Below are 3,899 nucleotides of genomic sequence, written 5' to 3' on the forward strand. Positions count from 1 at the left end.
TTGATAACAAGATAGGATTAAAGCCATATCAGCTAAGGGAAGAAATAAAAATGCCGAAGGCTCCAGAAGGATTAGAATACAGAAATTTAGGTACAATGGAGCACAATATATGTGATGTATTAGCTCAGAGAATGAAAGGAAGAAAAATGAGTTGGTCTATTAAAGGTGCCAATAATTTAGCTAAAATACTAGCTGAAAAAGCAAGTAAAAGAATATACAATGTGATAAATGAGGTATGTTCAGGAGTTGTTTCAGATGATAAATTAGAAACAATAACAGAGATGATTACATTAACAGCAGCTGATGTAAATAAGAAGGTAAAGAAAAGTAAGTATTATCCTATACAACAAGCAAGAGTACCATTTACAGGCTGCGCCATGACTAATGGAAGAAAAGCTATACAAAGCTTTTTTAAAGAAAAAAATTTTAGTGAACTTATTTATAGATAGTTTTAAAATTTTGAATAAAAAGTTAACGGGATAAGTGCGCCCTTTCGGGCTGCGGGCGAAGCCCTTTTGGAATAAAATTTTCAACTGAATTTATAATGGAAAAATTAAGAAATAAAATTGCCCACTTTAACTTGACACAAACGATTTTTCTAAAAAGTTTGACTTTTTTTATTCATATGTTATAATTATTTTGTAAAAAAAATTCATTAATACGAATGTTAATGAATTAGTTTGCAACAAGGAATTTACTAAATCATTAAATATTAATCAAAGGATTAATATTTGTATTAATGATTATTTAAATTGAATAAAAGGCGAATTTGATTATACCACGAAGGTAGAGAAGAGTGTTCTCTACCTTTTTTGTATATAATGAAGTTTTTATCCGATGACTATCTGCCGTAACACTCCCACTTCTAACAAAGTGGGAGATAACGGCAGTTACATCCCTGGATAACGATCTCTAACCTTCAGATGGAGTAAAAACTCCATCTAAAGCTAAGAGCCCTGTTTATTAAATGAAGTTAATTATTAAGATTTAAATATTAAGCATAAAATAATATGCATAAAACACTTAAGGGGGAGTAGAGTATGATTAAAAAAACAGTGCTGAGCATTTTAAGTGCAGTGCTAATAGGAACTATGGCCATAGGCTGTGGAGCAAAAACATCTACAAATTCAAAAAATGATAGTAAGGTAGCTAGTGAGTCTAAAGAAAAAAAATTAGTTTATGGTAGTGCCACAGATTATGCTAGAATCAATCCAGCTTTGGATGAGCATGCAGAGATTCATAAAATAATATTTTCAGGTTTAACTAAACATGATGAAAATAGTAAAGTAATTCCTGACTTAGCAGAAAAATGGACCTATGATGAAAAAAATATGGTTTATACTTTCAACTTGAAAAAAGATGTAAAATGGCATGATGGTAAGGATTTTACAGCAGAGGACGTAAAGTTTACCATTGAAACTATAAAGGATCCAAAGAGCAACTCAGAGATTTCTGCAAACTACGAGGAAATAAAAAAGGTAGAAGTAGTAGATCCACATACGGTAAAAATATATATGGATAAACCTTGTGTTGCTGTATTAGACTATTTATCAGTGGGAATGATACCTAAGCATTTATTAGAAGGAAAAGATATCAATAAAGATGCTTTTAATCAAAATCCTGTAGGTACTGGCCCTTATAAATTTGATAAATGGGAAACAGGTCAATATATAAGTTTAAAAGCAAATGAAAATTATTATAATGGACAACCTAAAATAAAAAATGTTATATTTAAGATAGTAGAAGATGAAAAGGCAAGAGCATTGCAATTAAAATCAGGAGAAATAAATTTAGCACAATTAGAGCCACACGATGTAGAGACATTTAAGGATCAGAAAAATATTAAGTTATACAAGGAAAAAACAGCAGATTATAGAGGAGTTATGTTTAATTTTAGAAATCCTATGTTTAAAGATGTAAAAGTTAGACAAGCCCTTAGCTATGCTGTAGATAAGCAAAAAGTGGTAGATGAAGTGCTAAAAGGAATGGGACAAGTTGCTTATAGCCCATTACAAATGGGAAATTATAAAAATGATAACGTAGAAAAATATCAATACGATAAAGAAAAAGCAAAAAAATTACTAGATGAAGCTGGATGGAAGGTTGGAAAGGATGGAGTAAGAGAAAAAGATGGTAAAAAATTATCTTTTAAGATTACTTGCTTTGAAGGGGATCCAGTTAGAACTAATATAGCTAATGCAGCAGCACAGTATTATAAAGATATAAATGTAGAAGCTAAAGTAGATGTTCAACCAGCGGGATCTATTCAATGGGATAAATTAGAAGGATCTTTAATAGGATGGGGAAGCCCATTTGATCCAGATGACCATACTTATAAGGTTTTCCATTCAAGTCAAGCTGAAAATGGTGTTAACTTAAATGCTTATTCAAATAAAAAAGTTGATGAATTATTATTAAATGCAAGAACAACACAAGACGATAATAAGAGAAAGGAATACTATAAAGAATTCCAAAAGGAATTTGCCATTGATCCTCCATACGCAATGATTGCATATATAGATGCAGTGTATGGTGCGGATAACAAAATTAAAGGAATTAAAGACACTGTATTAGGACACCATGGCGTTGGTTTCTTGTGGAATATAGAAGAGTGGGATATAGAATGATAATTTGCAAAACAAAAGGGATTATGAAAATTTTAGTTAATATAGTTGTGAGTTTTTTCTCTTTAAGTTTTTTTACTTTTATTATGGCGCATATTATGCCAGGTGATCCGCTATATGCTATGTTTGGGGAATCGGCAGAAAAAATCTCCAGTGTACAGAAAACAAGAATAATAGAAAATATGGGGCTTAATAAGCCCCTTCTTTATCAATATAAGGATTGGCTAGTGAATTTTTTTCATGGCAATTTAGGTATTTCCTTTAAATATAATCTTCCAGTAAAAGATGTTCTCATGAAAGCTTTAGGAAATACTTTGTTTTTAGGAATAATAACTATAATTACAATAATGATATTTTCGCTATTATTAGGATTTTTATGTGCTCTTAATGAAGGAAGTATTTTAGATAAAATATTAGTTAAATTGGGAACCTTCTTTTATTGCGTACCAGGTTTTTGGTTGGCATTAGTGCTTGTATTGATTTTTTCGGTTAAAGCCGGTTGGTTACCATCTTCAGGTATTTATGAAATGGGCAATGAAGGGGACCTTATGGATAGAGTTAGGCATACGATTTTACCTTGGTTAGTAGTTTTTTTAGGTCACCTAGGGTACTATTCTAATTTTGTAAGGGATAAGGTTATAGAGGAGCTAAAAGAAGATTACTTAGTAACAGCCAAGGCTAAGGGAGTTCCTAAACACAGGATATTATTCAATCATCTTTTGAGAAATGTTATGGCATCATACATAACTTTGATTGCTATATCTGTAAATCACTTATTATCAGGTTCATTAGTTATAGAGTCTATATTTAGCTATCCAGGTGTAGGTAAATATATATTTGAAGCTGCTAAATATCATGATTATACCCTTTTAATGGGAGGTAACTAACAGTTACAAATAAGTTATAAAAAGTTATAATTCTCTGTAAAGTTTTACAACTTTTAACTTAGAAAATTGTTGACAGCCTCCCATGTTCGTAAAGAGCATGGAGTGATGTATTAAATACATCCAAAATCCTTTGAATTGCTGGAAACCCCTAAAGCTAACTAAACTACAACGCAAGGATGAAAAAGGCCTAGGCGTGATAGTTGCGAAAGCGGAAAAAATTAGTTAGATAGCATAAGGTTAAATCCTAAGTGCGCCAATCTTATGGTTAAAAACCGTTAGGTTGCGATAATGGGCAATCAGCAGGTAAGCCTCGAAAAGAGGAAACTTCAACGACTATCCTGTGATGGGAGTACACTACAAGCTATTGGTAGTGGAAGTGGAGGACACC

Annotated in this window: 2 protein-coding genes and 1 pseudogene; all 3 read left to right on the top strand. The window is 31.7% G+C overall.

Going from position 1 to position 3,899, the window contains the following annotated elements; all coding sequences use genetic code 11:
* Positions 1-449, top strand: a pseudogene (locus FGK85_RS14700) (ISLre2 family transposase); the annotation flags it as partial.
* A gap of 591 nt (positions 450-1,040) precedes the next feature.
* Complete coding sequence (locus FGK85_RS14705; protein ID WP_138207868.1) at positions 1,041-2,627, top strand: ABC transporter substrate-binding protein; 1,587 nt, start codon at positions 1,041-1,043, stop codon at positions 2,625-2,627.
* Complete coding sequence (locus FGK85_RS14710) at positions 2,624-3,511, top strand: ABC transporter permease (protein WP_171011451.1); 888 nt, start codon at positions 2,624-2,626, stop codon at positions 3,509-3,511. Before FGK85_RS14705 ends, FGK85_RS14710 begins: the two co-directional genes overlap by 4 nt.
* Positions 3,512-3,899 lie beyond the last annotated feature (388 nt).

The organism is Haloimpatiens lingqiaonensis (assembly GCF_901447495.1).
Lineage (GTDB): Bacteria > Bacillota > Clostridia > Clostridiales > Clostridiaceae > Haloimpatiens > Haloimpatiens lingqiaonensis.